The 18720-nt window shown below is 64.5% G+C and carries 15 protein-coding genes and 1 other RNA gene; 6 read left to right on the top strand and 10 right to left on the bottom strand.

Annotated elements, in window-relative coordinates; translation table 11 throughout:
* Positions 1 to 155: 155 nt before the first annotated feature.
* The 3 genes from AXK11_RS08535 (at position 156) to ssrA (ending at position 2717) form a co-directional block, all read left to right on the top strand.
* On the top strand, positions 156 to 1139 hold the full coding sequence (locus tag AXK11_RS08535) for a malate dehydrogenase (RefSeq protein ID WP_068631241.1): 984 nt from the start codon (positions 156 to 158) through the stop codon (positions 1137 to 1139).
* 188 nt (positions 1140 to 1327) lie between these two features.
* Positions 1328 to 2059 (top strand): hypothetical protein, encoded by a 732-nt coding sequence (locus AXK11_RS08530; protein WP_231865816.1) that lies wholly within the window; start codon positions 1328 to 1330, stop codon positions 2057 to 2059.
* Between the two features lie 299 nt (positions 2060 to 2358).
* Positions 2359 to 2717, top strand: a transfer-messenger RNA (tmRNA) gene (ssrA, locus tag AXK11_RS08525).
* 110 nt (positions 2718 to 2827) lie between these two features.
* On the opposite strand, the gene AXK11_RS08520 is transcribed toward ssrA, so the two are convergent.
* The gene (locus tag AXK11_RS08520; RefSeq protein WP_231865815.1) at positions 2828 to 4168 is read right to left on the bottom strand and encodes a BaiN/RdsA family NAD(P)/FAD-dependent oxidoreductase; all 1341 of its coding nucleotides are present in this window, start codon (positions 4166 to 4168) and stop codon (positions 2828 to 2830) included.
* Between the two features lie 89 nt (positions 4169 to 4257).
* Here AXK11_RS08520 and AXK11_RS08515 point away from each other — a divergent pair, with 89 nt between their 5' ends.
* Positions 4258 to 4740 (top strand): metallopeptidase family protein, encoded by a 483-nt coding sequence (locus AXK11_RS08515; protein ID WP_231865814.1) that lies wholly within the window; start codon positions 4258 to 4260, stop codon positions 4738 to 4740.
* A 268-nt stretch (positions 4741 to 5008) separates the two neighbouring features.
* Here the strand turns inward: AXK11_RS08515 and AXK11_RS08510 are convergent, their stop codons facing one another.
* Positions 5009 to 6175, bottom strand: coding sequence for a Gfo/Idh/MocA family protein (locus AXK11_RS08510; RefSeq protein ID WP_068631232.1), 1167 nt, complete (start codon positions 6173 to 6175; stop codon positions 5009 to 5011).
* A 164-nt stretch (positions 6176 to 6339) separates the two neighbouring features.
* Between AXK11_RS08510 and AXK11_RS08505 the strand changes: the two genes are divergently transcribed.
* Positions 6340 to 7311, top strand: coding sequence for an NAD(P)-dependent oxidoreductase (locus tag AXK11_RS08505; RefSeq protein ID WP_082781061.1), 972 nt, complete (start codon positions 6340 to 6342; stop codon positions 7309 to 7311).
* Positions 7312 to 7752: 441 nt separating this feature from the next.
* Here the strand turns inward: AXK11_RS08505 and AXK11_RS08500 are convergent, their stop codons facing one another.
* The 8 genes from AXK11_RS08500 to AXK11_RS08470 all read right to left on the bottom strand — a co-directional run bounded on the left by AXK11_RS08500 (position 7753) and on the right by AXK11_RS08470 (position 16962).
* On the bottom strand, positions 7753 to 9954 hold the full coding sequence (locus AXK11_RS08500; protein WP_068631230.1) for a peptidoglycan D,D-transpeptidase FtsI family protein: 2202 nt from the start codon (positions 9952 to 9954) through the stop codon (positions 7753 to 7755).
* A 94-nt stretch (positions 9955 to 10048) separates the two neighbouring features.
* On the bottom strand, positions 10049 to 10585 hold the full coding sequence (locus tag AXK11_RS08495) for a hypothetical protein (RefSeq protein WP_156469290.1): 537 nt from the start codon (positions 10583 to 10585) through the stop codon (positions 10049 to 10051).
* 15 nt (positions 10586 to 10600) lie between these two features.
* Positions 10601 to 11734: a rod shape-determining protein MreC gene (gene mreC / locus AXK11_RS08490; protein ID WP_068631226.1), complete on the bottom strand. Its 1134-nt coding sequence runs from the start codon at positions 11732 to 11734 to the stop codon at positions 10601 to 10603.
* A gap of 525 nt (positions 11735 to 12259) precedes the next feature.
* Positions 12260 to 14626 (bottom strand): DUF2264 domain-containing protein, encoded by a 2367-nt coding sequence (locus AXK11_RS08485; RefSeq protein ID WP_156469289.1) that lies wholly within the window; start codon positions 14624 to 14626, stop codon positions 12260 to 12262.
* Positions 14627 to 14929: 303 nt separating this feature from the next.
* A complete protein-coding gene (locus tag AXK11_RS08480; RefSeq protein WP_068631222.1) occupies positions 14930 to 15178 on the bottom strand; it encodes a hypothetical protein in 249 nt (82 codons plus the stop codon).
* Positions 15175 to 15324 carry a hypothetical protein gene (locus AXK11_RS09915; protein ID WP_156469288.1) on the bottom strand — a complete coding sequence of 50 codons (150 nt, stop codon included), beginning with the start codon at positions 15322 to 15324 and terminating at the stop codon, positions 15175 to 15177. The genes AXK11_RS08480 and AXK11_RS09915 overlap by 4 nt, the downstream gene beginning before the upstream one ends.
* Positions 15321 to 15677 carry a helix-turn-helix domain-containing protein gene (locus tag AXK11_RS08475; protein ID WP_068631221.1) on the bottom strand — a complete coding sequence of 119 codons (357 nt, stop codon included), beginning with the start codon at positions 15675 to 15677 and terminating at the stop codon, positions 15321 to 15323. Before AXK11_RS08475 ends, AXK11_RS09915 begins: the two co-directional genes overlap by 4 nt.
* A 265-nt stretch (positions 15678 to 15942) precedes the next feature.
* Entirely contained in the window at positions 15943 to 16962 is a 1020-nt protein-coding gene (locus tag AXK11_RS08470) for a rod shape-determining protein (protein WP_068631219.1), read from the bottom strand.
* 571 nt (positions 16963 to 17533) lie between these two features.
* On the opposite strand from AXK11_RS08470, the gene AXK11_RS08465 reads away from it, so the two are divergent.
* Positions 17534 to 18673, top strand: a complete 1140-nt coding sequence (locus AXK11_RS08465; RefSeq protein ID WP_068631217.1) for a mannose-1-phosphate guanylyltransferase — start codon at positions 17534 to 17536, stop codon at positions 18671 to 18673.
* The last annotated feature ends 47 nt before the right edge of the window (positions 18674 to 18720 follow it).

Genomic DNA, 18720 nt, shown 5'->3' with positions numbered 1-18720 from the left:
GGGGGGGGGGGGGGGGGGGGGGGGGGGGGGGGGGGGGGGGCGCCGGCCCTTTATAAGGGCGGCGCGTGTGCTGCGGTAGCGCGGGCAATAAGCGCGTGATGATCGGTAAATTCTCCGTGCGCTGCGGGGCGGCTTCGCTAAAACACGCGGCACCGATGAAAACTCCCCTACGTGTTGCCGTGACTGGTGCTGCCGGTCAGATCTCTTACTCGCTGTTGTTTCGCATCGCCTCGGGCGCGATGTTTGGGCCCGGGCAGCCGGTGATTCTCCAGCTTTTGGAAATCCCCAACGAGAAGGCGATGAAGGCGCTGGAGGGCGTGGCGATGGAGCTCGACGACTGCGCGTTCCCGCTGCTCAAGGGGCTCGTCCTTAGCGACGATCCGCGAGTGGCGTTCAAGGACGCGAACTGGTCGCTGCTCGTCGGCGCCAAGCCGCGCGGCCCGGGGATGGAGCGCGCCGACTTGCTCAAGGACAACGGCAAGATCTTCTCCGCCCAGGGAGCGATCATCGACGAAGTCGCCGCCGAGGACGCGCGCGTGGCCGTCGTCGGCAACCCCGCCAACACAAACTGCATGATCGCCGCCTCGAAGGCGCGGCGGCTCACGCCCGACCGCTTCACGGCGATGGTGCGGCTCGACCAGAACCGCGCGCAGGCACTGCTCGCCAAAAAAGCGGGCGTAGACCTCACTGCCGTCCGCGACATCTTCATCTACGGAAACCACAGCCCGAGCATGTTTCCCGCCTTTGCCCAGGCGACCATCGGCGGCGCGCCCGCAGCCGAAGTCATCGGCGACGATGCCTGGCTGCGCGGTCCCTTTTGCGAAACCGTGGGCAAGCGCGGCGCGGCCATCATCGCGGCGCGCGGCCTCTCCTCGGCGGCCTCGGCGGCCAACGCGCTGGTCGATCACGTCCACGACCTGATGACGCCCGGCGCCGTGCACTCGGTTGCCGTTTCGGGCGCGAGTGCTTATGGCTTCGATGCCAACGTGTGGGCAGGCGTGCCCGTGCGCACCACGACACCCGGCAGTTACGAGATCATCGAAGGCCACCCGATGGACGACTTCGCCAGGTCAAAGATCGCCGCGACCAACCAGGAACTCGCCGAAGAACGCGCGATGGTCGCCGAACTCCTCGGCTGAGCTCACACAGGCTCACGCCTATCGGGATGCAGCCCAGGGACACCAGACGGTGCACCAACGAGTGCACCGCACAATGAAACGGTCGAATACCGCGCCCCACGCGTAGTCGTAGTGGGGCTGGGCCCCCTATCCTTCGGGCTCGCGGAAAATCGCCGCGCAGTTTTGGCTCGGGGCGCATGGGAGCCGATTTGCCCGACACTTTGATTGCTGAGCTGCGCTTCGTCGGGCGCGACGCGGGCGCGGTGAAGGCCCTGAGCGGGTTTCGGAAAAAACAGCACACGCTGCCCACCGCTGCCAACCCGACGACTCAGGCTTTTCTCGCGCGGCTCTGTGCACCCGAGCTCGCCGAGCGCGCCGAGGCACTGTTTCAAACTCTGCGCGAAGCCCTCGGCTACAAGCGGCGCGACATTTCCCTGAATGTGGAGAGCGCCCAAGCGCTCCTGCGCGCGCGCGATTTCACGCTCGAAATCGCCTACGAGCTCGATCCTGCCAGCCCCAGCGACTACCTCATCACGCAAACGCTGCTCGACGCGCACGAGGCCGCCGTACTGGCGAGCGATGCGTTTAACGCGGTGTTTCGCGGCGCGTTTTCCGAGCTCTCCTTTGCGCTCAAACGCGGCGTGCAAGTGGAGGCCGTGATTGATGCCGTGGAGGCTCTCGACGATGCAGACGGCGGGAACAGCGGCGGCCCCGGCGGCCGCGGTGGGGATCGCGCTGCACCGCTTCGCGTGAGCTATCCTTCGGATTACAGCTACTGCGAAATTGCAGTCGAAGGCGTGGCCGCACGCGTGCGCTGCACCGGGGCGAGCGTCGATCTGCTCTTCCCGAAGGGGGGCTCACCATTGGAACTGCTCCGCGAGTTCGCCGCGGTGCGGGCCGCCTTCCAGCTCAGCAAAGAACTCGGGGCCTTGCTCGCTTAGCTCCCCCTCAAGTTGTCCAGCAGAGGCCGCGCAGTGGGCGGCAAAAAGTTGCGGCTAAAATGGCGGTTACCCGCGCGGGCGATTTTTCCGGTTAACCATTTGGGGCGGCCCGATGGGTGAGCACTTGGCGCGGACTCCCTTCCGCTCTGAAGACGGCGCTTGTGTTTCGCGCGGAGGTCGGCAGCTTCACCACTTCGTTCTTTGATTGGTTTGGCGCGCATTGTTTTTAGCAAGAAGCCGCATCCCGATCCCTGAGGCCCGCGCTCGTTTAGGCGAGTCGGTCGGGCGCTTACAGACATGGGGGTGTTTTGGATTCGATTTTCGGGTAGAGCGCGCAGCTGCCGTTCGAGAGTGAGGCGTCTCTCGTTAATCCCCGTTTCAACACCATAAATGGCACTTACGAAGAAATGCCCCTGGCTGCTTAATGACGGCCACGTCGGTCCAGCGACACCTGCTAGCTGATACCGGCGACGACAGCAGGCATAGTATGCGGTGCGACTCGCGGACTGCATACCGTACCTTCAACCCGGGAGTTGGCCCTCGCTCAAGCGCCCGTGCGCTGCGCTGAGCAAGGGCGAGATCAAAAGGCGCACTATGACGGTAGATGCGGCGCGTGAAGGCCGGAAAGACGCGGGTTCAACTCCCGCCACCTCCACCAATTTTAGTGTACGCTCGTTTGAGCGGGCAGGAGTGGCCGTATGAGGCTGCTGCATGATGGCGTAGCCTACGGGCGAGGCTTACGCCTTGGCGCGTTTTTTGGATCCGGGCTTAGGCCCGCCCGCTCATGGCGAGGCCGGCGAGGCGGCCCGTGGTCCAGGCGGCCTGGAAATTGAAGCCGCCGGTCACGCCGTCGATGTCGAGGACTTCGCCTGCGAAGTGCAGGCCCGGGCAGAGGCGGCTTTCCATCGTTTTAAAGTCAACCTCGCGCAGCCGGACGCCGCCGCAGGTGACGAATTCGTCTTTGTTGGTGCTTTTGCCGCGAACGGCAAACCGGGCTGCGCAGAGCGCTTCGGCGAGTGCGCCGAGTCGTGCGTTGGAAAGGCCCGCCCAGGCTTGCCCTTCGCTCACGCCCCCCACTTGTACCAGCCTCTCCCACAGGCGCGCGGGCAGGCCAAAGGGATTTCCGCGTGCGATCTGGCGCCGCGGCTGTTCGGTGCGCAGGGCGGCCAGCGCGTGTTGCGCGGATTCGCGTGTGTGCGGTGGCGCGAAGTTTACCTTGAGCGGAAATTCGTAATCGCAGGCGGCAAACGCGCGCGCGCCCCAAGCCGAGAGTTTGAGCACCGCCGGGCCGCTCAAGCCCCAGTGCGTGATGAGGAGCGGGCCTTCGCTCGTCAGTCCTTTGCAGGTCGGCACGCTGAGCGATACTTGCCCGACGCTGATTCCCGAGAGGCCGTCGATGCGTGGATCATCGACGTGAAAGGTGAAGAGCGAGGGGACGGGTGGCTCGATCGTGTGCCCGAGGTTTTGGGCAATCGTCGTGCCGACCGAGGCCCGATTTCCGCCGGTGGCGATCAACACGCGCTCGCACTCAGTCGTGCTCCCATCGGTCAGCGTGACGCGAAATCGCGGCCCGCCTGCGCAGGTGGCAGGGTGGCTTTCGGCTGCATCCGCTCGGGCTGCATCCGGGCCGCCTTCGCCTTGCGCTTCTGCGGCCGCGCCTGTTGTGCCTGCATTCGCTTCTGGCTCTGCGCTCTCGCAACGCTCCACCGCGCGCACGCCGAGGCGCAGTTTTACTGCGACGCCTGCGTCGCGGGCCGCGCGCTGCAAGCAGTCGACGATCACTGCCGAGTCATCCGCGACGGGAAAGACGCGTCCATCGGCTTCGGTTTTTAGCGGCACGCCGCGCGCTTCGAGCCACGCCACCATGTCTCGCGGTTGCCACTGGTGAAACGCGCCGCGCAGCTCGCGCCCGCCGCGCGGGTAGTGCTGCACGAGTTCGCGCGGCTCGTAGCACGCGTGGGTGACATTGCAGCGGCCGCCGCCCGAGATGCGGACTTTGGCGAGCGGGTGCGCGGTGGCTTCGCAAATCGTGACCTGTGCGGTGGGGTTGGCCTGGGCGCAGGTGATCGCTGCGAAAAATCCGGCGGCTCCGCCTCCGACTATGAGCACTCGTGGCGCGCTGTTTTTGGGCATCGGGGGACGGAGGCTGGGCGGCTTGCCGCGCGTGTGCAACGCGCGCGTTGTGAGCTTTGCTCAATATGCCTAAGGGAAGTGCGTACGGGCAGCCGGAGATTTCACAGAAGAGCGGCTGGCCGGGTGCTGTTGGCTCGACTTATCGGGCGGGGGTGATCCATCCCCTTTGGGAGATGACGCTGCGCTTTGAGGAGCTCGTGCAACGTGCCGAGCGATTGATCACGCGGCTCCAGCGGCGTTTGCCGCCGGAGATTCGCCCGCTGGCGCGCGCGGTGCCGGTGCACTGCGAGGCCGTCCCCAGTGAGGCTGTCCTCGCCGGGGGTTTCGGGCCCGATATACTCGGCCTTTTCAGCGGCAACCCGCACGGCACGGAGTTTTCCCAAAGCGAGCCCGCCCCGCCGCAAATCTTGCTGTATCTCGAAAACCTCTGGGACTACGCCGAGGCCGACTGGCCGACCTTCGACGAAGAACTGCGGCTGACTTACCTGCACGAGCTCGGCCACTACCTCGGCTGGGATGAGGACGAAGTCGAAGCCCGCGGCTTGTGACCGCGCTGTTTGGCAGCGCCATTTGTTATGGGAGTGTGCTTAATTGATTAAGGGAAAACGGGCGGCACCACTACGCGTGGAGCGGTGGCGTGGCGCCACTTGCCATGTAATTCGCGATTTTGTCAGGGCGCGAAGCGCCCGAACAAAATCGCGAATTTAAAGCCCCCCCCTGTCGCTTCGCGACAGGAAGCAGGGCATCAAGCACGAATGGGAGCGGCTTTGTGTGGGCGAAATGTAAGCCATCAGATGGCTTACGTTTCGTCCCAGCTTACACGCTCACTCCGGCGCGTTGCCACATGGGGCGCAGGTCGACGACCTGGCCGCTGTCCATCGCTTCGTCGATGCCGAAGGCGGAGACGGCGGAGGTGAAGCCGTCGTCGAGACCGGCCAGCGGCGCCGTGTTTTCGAGCATGGTTTTGCGCAGGTGCCCGGCCATGAAGGCATCGCCGCCGAGGTGCATGTCGCTGGCGTCGAGCGCGAAGGTCTCGGGCTGCGTGTCGTGGCCGATTTTCTGGTAAACGATGCTGCTCTTGTTGGCGTAGAGGAGCAGCGAGCCTTCGGTGCCGAGGATGTACATGCGGCGCTCGGGGATGGCGGCGTTGCAGTTGGTGTGAAAGGTCGCGCGCGCGCCGTTGGCGTACTCGAGGATGGCGACTTGGTTATCGACGATGGTCGCGCCCTCGGAGAAGGGGTCGACGCCCTCGGGGTCGGGCCAGATGCGGTAGGCGGAGCGCCCCTGCGCGTCGGGGCCGAGGCGCGCGTCGAGCGCGCGGTTTTCGGGGCGGAAAAAGTTTTTGCCGCCAAAGCTGGCTGCGCGCACGGGCAGGCTGTCGATCAGCCAGTTAACGAGGTCGAGATCGTGGCAGCATTTCTCGAGCAGGTGCGTGCCGGCCTGGTCGCGGTAGCGGCGCCAGTTGCCGTGGATGTAGCCGCCGTGCGCGGGGACGAGTGTCTCGTTAAACTCGAAGGAGATGGGCTGGCCGATCAGGCCGCTGGTGATCAGCTCTTTTGCTTTTTGGTAGAGCGGCGTGTAGCGCAAGACGAGGCCGAAGAAGAAGTGGCGGTCGGGAGCGGCCTGGCGCGCGTCGCGCAGTTGCAGGCAGTCTTCGAAGCGGGTCGCCAGCGGCTTCTCGCAGAAAACATGTTTACCCGCTTTGAGCGCGGCACTGGCTTGCTCGACGTGGTAGCAATTGGGCGAGGCGACGACCACCCAGTCCACCGCGCCGTCGTTGATCACGGCCTCCACGGAGTCGAGCAGGCGGGCACTCGCGCCGCATTCGGCGTTGAGCTGCTTGGCGGCTTCGCTGCGCGGATCGTACAGCGCAGCGATGGCGACGCCCTCGCTGTCGGGGCCGCTGAGGAGGTGCTTGGCGATGGTGCGGGCGCGGCCTCCGCAGCCGAGGAAGCCGACGTTAATCGTTTTCTTATCAGACATGATCAGTTCGGGGTAGGGGGTTGTGGGGTAGTGTCGGTCGTCGCGCTTCGCGACTCGAGCAGCGATGCGTTGAGCGCGCTCGCGTGACGATGGTGCCGATGACCGATTTTCGGAGCCGCACTTTGACTCGCCCGCGATCCGCTACAAGCCTGCCCACTCATTTTATGAGTACGAAAATTGGCGTAATCGGGTTGGGGATCATCGGGCGCGTGTGGGCCGGGCACTACGCGGCAGCGGGCGTTCTGGGCGGGACCTGGAATCGCACGGCGCGGGCCGATGCGCCCTCGCCGCTCGGCTCGCCCGAAGCGGTCGCGTGCGCGTCGGACGTGGTGCAGGTCGTCGTGGCCGATCCACCCGCAGTGCAGGCCGTCCTTGAGCGAATCCTGCCCGCACTCGGGCCGGGAAAGGTGCTCGTGCAGTCGAGCACGATTGACCCGCAGAGCAGCGAGCGGTTTCGCGTGCAAGTCCTCGCGACGGGCGCGCGCTATCTCGAAGCGCCGTTTACCGGCAGCAAGCCCGCCGCCGAAGCGCGGCAGACGGTTTTCTATCTGGGCGGCGAGGCCGGGCTGATCGCGGAGCTGGAGCCGCTGCTCGGGCTCGTGTCGAGCCTGCGCCTGCACATCGGCGACCACCGCCAGGCGTGCACGCTGAAGCTGGCAATGAACCTCAACATCGCCGCGCAAATGCAGGGGCTCTGCGAAGCGCTGACGCTCGTGCGCCACGCGGGCGTGACCGACGACGTTTTCTTCAACGCGCTGCGGCCCAACATTACCTACTCGGGCCTCGCAAAATTGAAGGAGCCGAAGCTGCGCGCGGGGGACTACGCGCCGCAGTTTTCCGTAAAGCACATGCTCAAGGACATCCGGCTAAGCGGGCTCGCACTGGCGGGCGACGCGGGCCGCGCGGGTACGGGCAGCGGCGAAGCTGAAACCAGTACGGGCGCTGCGAGTGGAGCCGAGCCACATGTGGCGGAGGAAGCCCGAGGCGCGGTGGTGGCACAGGAGCGTGCGGGCGAATCATGCGGGACAGGCGAAGAGCCCTTCGCCGTGCGCGCGGCGGTGCTCGACCGGCTCGCCGCCGCCGCCCGCGCAGGCTACGGCGAAGAAGACATCTGCGCCTTGCTGAAATTATTGTGAAGCTGAGCTCTCCTTGAGCTTGGAGAAGTACGGTGACTCCACTGCGCGTGGGGCGGCGGGGTCGCAGACCCTTTTATTTGGCGAGCCGCTCGTTGGCGGCTCGTCGGTGTCCCCTGCCATTTACTGTACGGTTTGCTTGGCGGGCGGAACGCCCGCCAAGCAAACCGTACAGTTGAATGAACTCCCTGACCGGAGCTCAGGTGGGAGAATAGGAGATTAACTCGTTGACCAAATATTTCGCCCCAACGGGTCTTCGTTTCATTCGCGCTTGGGGCCTTCTTCCTGTCGCAACGCGACAGGGGGAGCTCATGTAAATTTGGGAATCGCTCTTCGGCGCTACGCCGCCGAAGCGCGATTCCCAAATTCAATGGCCCGTGGCGCCCCGCCACCGCCCCACGCGTAGTGGGACAGACACTTCCCGCGTGCAGCGAGTTCGCTGCTTCAGTTTACGGCGCGGCACCACTCGGGCTCGGGGCGGCTGGTGGTTGGGGCGGGCCTTGGCGCTGCGATTTTTGCCGTGGCGATTTGGGCAAGGGTAGTGGCTGCGGTTGGCATAGCGGTTGTCGCTGCGTTGTGCTCGGCAAAGGTGCCGCTGCCGTTGTGCACATGCTCGGAGTGCCCGCCGTCTTGTGTGCTTGCGCCGTCGCCAGTCGAGGCGCCTGCGGCGAGGAGATGATGGTTTTCGCCGCCTGCGCTTGCGAGCCATTCGTCGGCACCGGCGGGCGGCGGGTTTTTCCTGAAATACTCCTGGAGGATGCGGCTGGCGACGGGCGCGGCGTAGCGGCCGCCGCCAAACTCTTCGCCCGCGGTGTCGCCTTCGATGGCGACGGCGATTGCGATTTGCGGGTTGATGGCGGGGGCGAAGCAGATGAACCAAGCGACGTTTTTGCGGCCGGGGATTTGCGCGGTGCCGGTCTTGCCCGCGATGGCGACGCCGGGGACGCGCAGACTGGCGATGGTGCTCAGGACTTTGGCGGTGCCGGTGGTGGTGCAGCCGACCATGCCTTCGATGAGGGCGGCGCGCTGCGCGGGGCTCAGGCCGATGGGCTCGTAGCGTTGGCGCGGCGCATCGGGGCGGTGCACGAGTGTGGGCTGGGTGTGGACTTCGCCGCGCGCGACCGAGGCGGTAAAGGCGGCCATCGCCAGCGGGGTGACGAGGACGTAGCCTTGGCCGATGGCCATGTTGGCGGTGTCGCCCGGGAACCAGCGGGCGCCGACCTGTTTTTGTTTCCAGGCGTCATCGGGGATGACCATCCGGCGGGTTTCGTTGGGCAGCTCGATGCCGGTGGGCTGGTGCAGGCCGAAGCGGCGGGCCTCGGCGGCGACGCGCTCGGCACTGGTGCGCCAGCCCGCTTCGTAGAAGTAGATGTCGCAGCTCTTGGCGATGGCCTCGGGCAGGAGCGCTTCGCCGTGGCGGCCGCGGCCGTTGTAGCACAGGAAGGTGCGGCCGTACTTGTGGAGCACGCCTTGGCAGTTGGCTATCACCTCGTCGTAGCCGACGGCACCGGAGCGCAGCGCGGCGATACTGGTCAGGATTTTAAAAGTGGAGCCGGGCGGGTAGGCGCTGCTGATGGCGTGGTTTGCCCAGGCCTTGCGGCGCTCGATCTCCTGACTGTCGGCGTAGGAGAGGCGCGGCGAGAAGAGGCTGGGGTCATAGTCGGGTACGCTGGCGAGGACGAGGACTTCGCCCGTGTTGACGTCGAGCGCGACGGCGGCGCCGGGGCTCTCGAAAGCGCGGAGCTGCTCCTCGGCGGCGCGCTGGAGGTCGATGTCGAGCGAGGTCGTGATGCTGTGGCCTTGGGAGGGGAGTTTTTTTTGTAGCGGCGGGTTGATCCGGTAGCCGCTGGGGTCGACGCGAAAGATGGAGCCGCCCGCCTGACCCTGGAGCGCGTCGTCAAAGGTTTTCTCAAGCCCATCGCGCCCGATCGTGCCTTTGAGCTTAAAGGTGCGCAGGTCGTCGCCGACCCAGCCTCCGGCCTCGATATCGGGGTTTACGCCGACGTAGCCGAGGGTGTGCGCGGCGGTCGCCCCAAAGGGGTAGTAGCGGGCGCTGGTGGTGTGGACTTGGAGGGGCGAGCTGACGGGCAGGCTTTCGAGCAGGCGCGCGTAGTCCTCGGGCGCGAGGTCGTCGAGCAGGGTAAAGGGCAGGAGCAGCTCGGCCTGAAAGTGGCGCGTGAGTCGCCGGCTATCGACGCGCTCGTCGCGCCCGAGCAGCGCGTTGATCTGGTCGAGGTAGCGCTGGACGACGCTGGCGCGCGCGATCTGCTCCATCTGCGCGCGTGTGGGCAGGTCGTGGTCGCCCGTCTCGCGGTAGTTCTTGCGGATGCGGATGTACTCGCGGCGAAACTCGGGGCGCAGCTCGTCGAGGTAGAGCACGGCGGCGAAGCGCGCGCGGTTGCCCACGATGAGGCGGCCCTCGCGGTCGTAGAGATTGCCGCGCGAGCCGGGCATGAGGATGCGGCGCTGGTTCTGCACGCGCTCGCGCTCGTGGTGCTCGCCGCCGCGCAGGAGCTGCTGGTAAGCGATGCCGCCGCCGAGCGTGAGCAGCAGTGCGCCGACCAGAAAATAAAACACGATGACGCGCGGGTCGTAGCCTTTTTGCGATTCGACGAGTCGGCCGGAATTGGGAGCCAGGGTGGCCATTGTGTGAGCGGAGCAGGAGGTCGGGAGGCGGCGGTGTGCGTGGAAAATGGGGTGGCGGGCGAGCTGCCTTGCGGGCGGCAGCGGCCACACTCGGCTAACGGCGGTTGTGAAACGTATCACTCGGCGTGGTGCTGCCCGCAGCAAGCCGCGCGAGCGCGAGGAGCTTGCCTTGCAGAGCAAAAAACCACGGCGCGATCAGCGCAACGAGTCCTTCCGACAAAAGCAAATCGAGCAGTAGCCGCGGTGCCGCGCGCGCAATGATCGGCTCGCGCTGGATCAGGAAAAACGTGAGGGCCAGGTACAGCGCAGCGTTGGTGAGCAGGGAGACGAGCAGTAGCGTGGGCGTGTGGCGCGTGTCGAGGTGCGGGCGGGCACGGCGGATAAAAGTGTGCGCAACCGCGAAGAGGACAAGCTGCGTGCCAAAGGGCAGGGGGCTGCCCGCGTCGCAGAGCAGCCCGCCCAGGCAGGCGAGCAGCAGCCCCATCGCGGGCGGCAGCCGCAGGGCACCAAAGACGAGGAGGAGCCCGCCGCCAAAGAGGTGCAAATGCAGCGGGCTGAGCCCGTAGTTGAGCTGCGCCAGCCCAAAACACAGCAACGCTTGCGCCGCAAAAAGTGCCAGTATCGCTCTCACGGTCTTCGGGTGGGTTTATCGGGCATGGCCCATGGCCTCGTTGGGCCGTGTCCGGGTGCTTGAGGTATGCGAAATGCTGGCGTGTCGCTCGCTGGCGGCGCGTCCTCGGGAGGCCGGCGAGCTGCTCTCTCGTCGGGCCGTGCCCGACTGGTCGGCGAGGCGTGGGCCTGCGGTGGAGTTGCCCGTCGCGGCATTTGCGGCGGCTTGGCCGCGCGCTGTGGTAAATTGTGGGCCGCCCGTTTTGCGTTCTCGCAGAGTCAGCGAGGCACGCTCTCCTTCGCCACGCTCCGCTTCGTCGTTGCCGATTGGTACGAGGATCGTCACCTCGCGCAGCGAGGAGAGCCGCGCGTCGAGTTGCACTTCGCCACTCTGGAAAAGCCCATCCGCATTGGGCTCCAGATGGGTGATCCGCCCGATCCGCAGCCCTGCGGGAAAGATGCCGCCGAGCCCCGAAGTCAGGAGCTGCCGCGCTCGCGCACCGTTGGCGCTTTGGCCCCCCGCGCCATTGGGCGTACCGCCGCGTGCTGCGCTTGCATTGCGGGTCGCGGCCGAAGCCAGCTCGGTTGGCGAGATGTCGAGCGGCACAAACTCGATTACCCCATGTGGCGCGGCGAGTGTGGGGTTGAGCCCGCCCTGATAACTGATCGGCCGCTCGTCGCCCTCGATCATCGCGGCCAACCGCAGATGCGGGCTGCTGATCAGGTCAACGACCGCCGTGTACGCGTGCACCTCGCTGACGATGCCCACGACCCCGCCCGCGAACACGACCGGCGCGCCGACCGGGATCCCGTAGTTGCGCCCCTTGCGCACGGTGAGCCGCTGCCACCACGCCGAGAAATCGCGCCGCATCACGCGCGCATGCTCCAGCCGATGCCCCGGCTGCGGCGGGATGTGCAGGAGCTGCTGTTGGCGGTCGAGCTCGGCGCGCAGCGCGTGGTCCTGTTGGATCGCCAGCGCGTACGAAGCATTGATCCGCGCGAGGTCGCGCCCCGCCTCGATCAGCTCGTGCTTCGAGCGGCTGCGCAAGGTCCAGTAGTCCTGTAGGTCGTGCAAATACGAAGCGGTGGCCTCAATGGGCGCCTGGAACTCAAAGAACGACGCGTGCAGCACGCGCTTCACAAATACCGGCGCGAACAGCCAGACGAGCAATGCGAGTCCTAGTGTAAAAAACGGTCGAGCTTGATCAAAACGTGTGGGTGGCACGGGCGGAAATAAGCCCCACACCCTGGGGGGCCACTCCCCCCGACGCGAGCCTCCAGGCCACCTCACCTCCTCTTTTTGTCGAGAGGGGCGGAGGAGGGGCGGGCGGGCCAGCGCGTTGATCGGGCGGCTTCCCTCGCGTGCTCCAGCAGTTTTACCGCTCCCCGCACAGTAGGCCTCTGTGTTTGATTATCGAAATGTGGGGTGGCTGGAGTTTTGTGATAAACTCTGCGGCCATCAGTTCAATATCGCCCCCACTTCAGTCGCATCCGCCGGCTGTCTTTGCTCGGTCGGAAAATGCGATAGTAATAAATCGGCAAGAGTGTGAGCCGAGTACCCTTGGAGGGAGGCAACGCAAAAGGCCCGTGTGCTATAGTGCACACGGGCCTTTGAGAAATGAAGCGTTGGCGAAGGAACGTGTTGTGAGCTTGGAGCTCGCAATGGCTAAAGGGCTATAACGAGCTGAGTTTGGGGCTACTGCTTCGAGGCATCCAGTTTGGTGATTTCACTGGCGGCCATCAGCAGCGCGCCAACGCCGTAATAGTGAGTCTCACCTCTGGTAACCAGCGTAGGGCTGGCACTGATTTTCTGAACATAGCCTAGTTTGCCGTCGGGCTCGACTGCGCGTTTCAACGCAGACCAGCCTTTGCGCATCGCAGGCTCAAAGCGTTCGCGGTCGAGCAATCCGGCATTGATGCCCCAAGCCAGTCCGTAGGTGAAAAAGCCCGTACCGCTAGTCTCGGGCGGAGAGCCCTCGGCAGAGAGCAGCGATGGAGCCCAATAGCCGTCCTCTTTTTGTAATTCGATCAGCCGCTCAGCCATCTCGACGAATACCGTACGCATGCGCTTTGCGTCGGGGCCATTTGCATCCAGTAGCGGCAGAGAGCGAGCCATCGCCGCAAACACCCACCCGTTGCCGCGGGACCAGAACATCTTGTTTCCCTGTCCGTCACGTTGCTCGAAGAAACGCTTGTCGCGGAAATAGAGCTTTTCTACCGGATCATAGAGGAAATCCGTTGTCGTCCACCATTCGCGTAGGGCGTGGTCGCGATAGCGCATATCGCCCGTTTGTCTGGACAGCTGGAGCATCGCAGGAGGGGCCATGAATAACGCATCACACCAGGTCCAGACTCCACCTGGGGAGCCCTGCTTCAGATCGGCTATAGGGCCACGCGGCTGCTCGGCCAATAGCTGCTCAAAAAGCGCGATAGTCGGTTTTATGGCTTTCTCGCCTTCGCCATTGCGTGCCATCCACAGGTAGGCTTGGGTAATTGCTTCACTGTCAGCATGGAGTAAATCTCCAGTTGCCCGCCAACTACTGCTGCGGCCCATCTGCAGGACTGCCTCGCCGATGTCTGCGGGTGCGCCGTCGGTGTCGGCAAGCTCAGTCATGCCAATCCAGAATGCCGCATGGTGCCAGCGCAGGAGCTCGGCGGTGTCATTGGCTTGAGCCAGCTGCCAGCGTGCCGAGCGGATTGCGACGTCGAGTGGGGACTCGGGGGCTGGCAGGTTGTACAGGGCGCGGTCGGTCCAGACATCATCTTCCCCGTTCCAGGTTCGCTCCCAGGATGTGGGGGAATGTGGATCGCTCCAGAACGGATCTGAGGGAGGGAGCCCGAGCGGCAGCAGGGCCACACTGCACAGGTAGAGACTGCCCGTATTGATGTAGCTTTCCGCGAGCGAGGGCTGATGGCCAGCAAGGCCGAGCCGCAACCAGCCTTCTTCGTCAAAGGTGCCCGGTGCTTCAAGCGTGCGTCGGATAGCCCGGGTAAGGGCGGTGCGCGCAGCCGCAGGTGTTACCCCTGCTATGCGACGAAACGCGCGGGCGGGATCATCAGGGACAGGTATGACCTGAGGCTTGGGTAGTTCGCGTCGGAGGACGATATCGGCCAGTGTTTGAAGGGCTCCAGCCCTATATGTGATTGAGCGTCCCACGGCTGGGAAACTCCCGTCGGGAGCGATGAGCCGCTCCTGTACGGCCGCGTAGCGCTGTGCTATTGCATGGGCTTCTCGCTGGAATTGGCGAAGAGCTTCGCTTTCTGGGGCCACTTCATCCAGGATGCCGAGCAGCATTGGCTGGATAACGTAAGAATTGTAGTAGTCCCATCGGAGTTGGGGACCGTCCCCATAAGTTCCGTCACCAAGATACCACTTCCGGAAGTTCTCCAGGGCAGGCATCAGGCGTGAGTCATCGCGAGGCTCGCCACCTCGGGCGAGGGCAAGCTCGACGAAGGCAGCAAACAGCTGGTGGTTCCCCGATCTGGGGAAGGGCCTCTGGCGGGTTTCTTTCAGCCGGGCCACAAGGTTTGCCTGGATGCGAGGCTCCAGTTTTTCCCAGAGCTCGCGAGGCGCCCGGAAGGTCGCTTGTGCCAGAAAGGATGCATCAACGAGTGACTGTCCGCTTACCGCAAAGTTCATCTTGTCGGGGGAGTCGGGATCGGTCGCTGCATCAATCGCACTGCGAGCCATTTCCGCGAGCCTTCCGCGCAACTGCCCTTCGGGAGTGTCGTCCGGTCCGAGCTCCAGCCAGGGGGCAATCCCGGCGAGGAGTCGACCAAGTGCTTCCAAATGCATGTAGGGGGTGGGATTGGGATTGTACACTGATTCGGGTGCATACGTCCCCATCGTTTCTCCTGGCATCCTTAGCTTGAGCTCACGTTTATCGAGTGCATCGAGAATCGGTTCAGCGAGTTTGGTTGCCCAAGCGACCCACTGCTCGCGAATCGCTACTGGGTCGGTCTCTTCATTCAGCTTGGTGGACGAAAGCTGCGCATGGCCGAAAATAGGAAGGCCAAGCGCCGCAAAGAGCATAGCACAGGCCAAGAGTGGACGATCAATCATAACTATTTGGGGCTACGGGATTAAGTTAAGCACTGCACTGAGCAGGGCAACACAGTGCCAGAAGGGAGAAAATACTCCTGTATGGGGAGTTCCCGACTGGCGAATGAAAAACAAGTTTGGGGCTTAGGAAGCAGAATGTGGCATACTGTTTTTTTAGCCCCTATATTAAAATGCGCTGCAACGAGGTGCACTGCATTTCCGGCGTACGTCTCACGCATGTTGACGGAGCGGGGATTGTTGCCGTGGGGCTATTGCATTCGGCTGCCGGAAGCGTGGTAAATGCTCTCTTGCTGCTGCCTGTATCTAGAGCGGCCGGAGTTTTGTGATAAACGCCGCGGCCACGAGCTCGATATCTGCCCGCCCCAGTCGCATCTGGCGGGCGATATCTTTCCAGCTTGCTACTGCCGTGACTACTTCCTGTACGATGTCTTTGGCCCGAGCTCCACTCAGCCCATAAAAGACTGCCGTACTTAATACGGTTTCGAGATCGGGGCGGTTGTCACTATCATCAATATTGAGCACATGCTCGGCTTTTTCGATATTCGGGTTCATATCAAAGGCGGGGGCCAGTCGCCCAGCCAGGCTGGCGTGTAATGAAAGCGGATCTGCCCGCGGTCGTGGGCGAGTGTGCCGACTTGGCAGGCAGGGCCCTTGGCGGCGTCGAGCCAGACTTCCAGTTTGTTGTTTGGCTTATTCACAAGGGGTTTCCGGCGGGTGGAGTTGTGGCAGGTGGGCTTGAACGGCGGCGTTTGGGGGTGGCTTGTGGTTCCAGGGCCAGGTCCTGCAATTTGCGGCCGAGCCGGTCATCGGCAGCCAGTTGGTTGAGGTCGCCCTCCAGGCCGAGCACGGCCAGTACTCGCATATACGAGCCAAGTGTGACTTCGGGGGCACCTGCTTCGACTTTGTACAGCGTCGTGCGCGAAATCCCGGCCCGGCCAGAGACCGCGGCATTGCTCAGGCGGCGTCGCTTGCGTGCAAGCCGCAGCCGCTCGCCCAATGCGGTGAGTATCCGTTGCTCTTGTGGAAAGACGATGGGTGTGGTGCGCGACATGTTTGCCAAAGTAGACAGAAGCTTTTGTTAATGTCCATTTTGGTGAACATTTTCTCAATAGGGCGACCGAGTGCATCCTCGCTTGGGGGCACTGGGTTGGCGGAGTGGCACAGGTGCCCTTGGTGCGCGTGCAAATCCTGTACGCGCTCCATATCGGCTTCCCTCCTTCGGCCGGCTCCCTTCTGGGTAACCAGTTTCCCCCCGGGCGTTCCTCTCTTTTCTTTCGCGTCCTGCCGCGTCCCTCCGGGCGCGTGGGGTGCGCGGGTTACATGTGTTCGACGAGCCAGGTGAGGTCGGCGAGGACGTCGCCGGTGCCGTTGGCCACGGCGGAGAGGGGGTCGTCGGCGATGGTGACGGGCAGGCCCGTTTTATCGCTGAGCAGCCGGTCGATCCCGCGGATGAGGGCACCGCCGCCTGCCATCACGAAGCCGCGGTCAACGAGGTCGGCGGAGAGCTCGGGCGGGCAGCGCTCCAGGGTGACGCGCACAGCGTCCACGATGGTGGCGATGGTGTCGCTGAGCGCTTCGCGGATTTCCTGGCTGGTGATGTTGATGGTCTTCGGCAGGCCGGCGACGGAGTCGCGGCCTTTGACTTCCATCTTGAGTTCTTCTTCGAGCGGCGCCGCGGAGCCGATGCGCATCTTGATCTCTTCGGCGGTGCGCTCGCCGATGAGCAGGTTGTAGGCGCGCTTCATGTAGTTGATGATCGCGCTGTCGAGCTCGTCTCCCGCGACGCGCACGGACTTGGAAAACACGATGCCGTTTAGCGAGATGATGGCGATCTCGGTGGTGCCGCCGCCGATGTCCACGATCATGTTGGCGGCGGGTTCGTCGATGGGCAGGCCGACGCCGATCGCGGCGGCCATCGGCTCGGAGATGGTGATGACTTTGCGCGCGCCTGCGTGGAGGGCGGAGTCTTTTACGGCGCGTTTCTCGACCTCGGTGATGCCGGAGGGGATGGCGATGACGACTTGGGGCGGGGCGCGAAAGGTGGAGCCGGAGACTTTGCGGATGAAGTAGCGCAGCATCGCCTCGGTGACGTCGAAGTCGGCGATCACGCCGTCTTTCATCGGGCGGATGGCGGTGATGTTCCCCGGGGTGCGGCCGAGCATGCGCTTGGCCTCGTCGCCGACGGCGCGGACTTTGCGCGTGGCGGTGTCAAGGGCGACGACGGAGGGCTCGCGCAGGACGACGCCTTTATCCTTCAGGTAGACGAGGGTGTTGGCGGTGCCCAGGTCGATGCCGATGTCATTGGAAAAGTAGTCGAGGAGATTCTTGACTGCCATGAGTGAGGCGAGAGTGGAGGAGGAGGGGCGGGAAGGTGCGCTGGCGCGAGAATGGGTGACGGTAAAATGCCGCTGCGTGGTGAAGCTTGCCCGGCTGCTGGGTGCAGCAATCGCGGGGAAACCGAATCGGCCCTGCTCTGAAGTGTCAACGCGCTAAAGGAGGGGCCCCGGGCCCCCCTTTAACTTTGCGAGCTGCTCGCTGGCAGCTCGTCGGGCGCAGATTCTTTTTGGCGGGTTTACCCGTTTGGGCGCGTTTTTTGGTTAACCGGAAAAATTGGCCGCGCGGGCCTGCGCTTGGTGTTTGTTTTGGGCGGATCGGATTCCGATCCGCCAGCGTGCGCGCGAGAGGTTACTCAAATGCGGTTGATCATTGATCGCTCCGGGCGCCCCCTGCGCGAGCAGGGAAGAAGTGCGCTGCGTGCAGCCCAAGTTACGCGAGTGTGAATTGCTTTCTGGATACTGCTGGTGTCGGCCTGAGAGGCACTGCGGCCCCTCCGAGCGAGTGTGAATGGCAGGTGGCACTGGTACCTTTGGGCTTGGAGGGTTTTAGGAAATGCGAAGGCTGCTGCGGATGAGCGGATCCATCTACGCATGCATCATGGCGGGCGGCAGCGGTGAGCGGTTTTGGCCTTTGAGCAGGCGCGCGCGGCCCAAGCATCTGCTCAAGCTCTTCTCGGAGCGCACGCTGATCGAGGAGGCCGTGCGGCGTCTGGACGGCGTGGTGCCGCTGGCGCATATCTTTGTTTTGAGTAACGCAGCGCAGCTCGAAGCGACGCGTGCGGCGCTGCCTTTTCTCGCGCCCGGGCAAATCGTGGCCGAGCCCGCCAAGCGCGACACGGCCGCTGCGGCCGCGCTGGCGACGGCGCTGGTGCGCGCTCGCGATCCCGAAGCGGTGATGGCGCTGCTGCCGGCCGATTCGCTCATCAAAGACGCGGCGACCTATGCGCGGCAGTTGCGCATGGCGCTGGCGCGCGCGCAGCGCAGCGACGCGCTGCTGACCTTTGCGATCAAGCCGAGCCACGCGGCGACCGGTTTTGGTTATCTGGAAATGGCGGAGGATGTGGGCGAAGGCTTCCGGCGTGTGGCGCGCTTTGTCGAAAAGCCCGCTGCGGCGACCGCCGCGCAATACCTCGCCCGCGGCAACTACGCGTGGAATGCGGGCATGTTTATCTGGCGCGTGGGGGCCTTCCTCGCCGAGGCCGAGCGGCACACGCCACAGCTCGCGCAGTTCATCCGCGCATTTCCGCGCGCGGGTGCGCAGGCCGCCGGAAACGAGGCTGCGCCGGCCACCGCAGCGGCAGTAGGTGGGGCGGCTCCGGCCGTGGATGCCACCGCTGCTGCGGAGGCGCAGCACTACCTCGACGTGCATTTCCCCACACTGGAGCCAAAGGTCTCGGTGGACTACGCGATCATGGAAAAAGCGGCGGCGGTGGAGACGCTCGTCGCCGAGTTTGATTGGGACGATGTGGGTAGCTGGACGGCGCTGCCCGCACACCTGCCGCAAGACGCCGCGGGCAACTGTGTGCGCGGCCCGGTGGCCCTGCACGAAGCGGCGGGAAACATCGTGCTGAGCAGTGGCCGCACCATCGCGCTCTGTGGCGTGCAAGATCTCGTGGTCGTCGAGACGCCCGACGCGATCCTCGTCACCCACCGCTCCGCCGTGCAGCAAATCAAGCAAGTCCTCCCCCAAGTCCCCGACGAGCTTCTGTAACGCGGCACCCGAGCTCGGGCAAACGCCGCACCGTGCGCCCTGCGATG

Source organism: Cephaloticoccus primus, from assembly GCF_001580015.1.
GTDB classification, from domain to species: domain Bacteria; phylum Verrucomicrobiota; class Verrucomicrobiia; order Opitutales; family Opitutaceae; genus Cephaloticoccus; species Cephaloticoccus primus.
Note: the sequence above shows the minus strand (reverse complement) of the source record. Positions and strands in the feature narration are given on the sequence as shown.

Coding starts and splice junctions, on each gene's coding strand:
- AXK11_RS08535 (WP_068631241.1), top strand. CDS start 156: ATGAAAACTCCCCTACGTGTTGCCGTGACTGGTGCTGCCGGTCAGATC.
- AXK11_RS08515 (WP_231865814.1), top strand. CDS start 4,258: ATGCCTAAGGGAAGTGCGTACGGGCAGCCGGAGATTTCACAGAAGAGC.
- AXK11_RS08510 (WP_068631232.1), bottom strand. CDS start 6,175: ATGTCTGATAAGAAAACGATTAACGTCGGCTTCCTCGGCTGCGGAGGC.
- AXK11_RS08505 (WP_082781061.1), top strand. CDS start 6,340: ATGAGTACGAAAATTGGCGTAATCGGGTTGGGGATCATCGGGCGCGTG.
- AXK11_RS08500 (WP_068631230.1), bottom strand. CDS start 9,954: ATGGCCACCCTGGCTCCCAATTCCGGCCGACTCGTCGAATCGCAAAAA.
- AXK11_RS08485 (WP_156469289.1), bottom strand. CDS start 14,626: ATGATTGATCGTCCACTCTTGGCCTGTGCTATGCTCTTTGCGGCGCTT.
- AXK11_RS08480 (WP_068631222.1), bottom strand. CDS start 15,178: ATGAACCCGAATATCGAAAAAGCCGAGCATGTGCTCAATATTGATGAT.
- AXK11_RS08475 (WP_068631221.1), bottom strand. CDS start 15,677: ATGTCGCGCACCACACCCATCGTCTTTCCACAAGAGCAACGGATACTC.
- AXK11_RS08470 (WP_068631219.1), bottom strand. CDS start 16,962: ATGGCAGTCAAGAATCTCCTCGACTACTTTTCCAATGACATCGGCATC.
- AXK11_RS08465 (WP_068631217.1), top strand. CDS start 17,534: ATGAGCGGATCCATCTACGCATGCATCATGGCGGGCGGCAGCGGTGAG.